Below are 466 nucleotides of genomic sequence, written 5' to 3'. Positions count from 1 at the left end.
GGCGTATGTTGCTGGGTTAGACCGTTCTGTTTTAATAAGGGTATCGCAAGAAAACTGGTGGAACAATAAAAAAGTGATTGTTGATTCGGACGGGATTGCTTTTACGAGGGCTAAAATAATTAAATCATTAGCCAGTACTGAGCCTTTGGTGCTAAATACTTCAGGCTGGACGGTTAAAGATGCCGAAGGCAACAAATCAACTATCGACCCAATACCCGAAACTGTTCGGCAAATTGCTTTCGAAGTACTTGAAAGTTTTCGGGGTGTTGATTTGAATAAGGAAAGTAAACTTTATTACAAGTCATAGTTAATGATTGAATTTTGAATGAGAGAATGATTGAATGAGCAGATGCTATATTCACTCATTCAATCATTGCTTCAAAATTCTATTTATCCATATAACATATAGACTTTATTTTATTCCCTTAATTCTTCGTTTACCCAAAAAGAGTGCATTATATTTGCC

At 35.6% G+C, this 466-nt stretch carries 1 protein-coding gene; it reads left to right on the top strand.

Features of this window, described 5'->3' with window-relative positions; all coding sequences use genetic code 11:
* Positions 1 to 307, top strand: a 307-nt coding sequence (locus AC1DND_RS29400) for a hypothetical protein (protein ID WP_477586570.1), incomplete at its 5' end; no start/stop codon positions are given.
* Positions 308 to 466: the final 159 nt, after the last annotated feature.

It is taken from the genome of Pedobacter sp. 01N416 (assembly GCF_056399685.1).
Note: the sequence above shows the minus strand (reverse complement) of the source record. Positions and strands in the feature narration are given on the sequence as shown.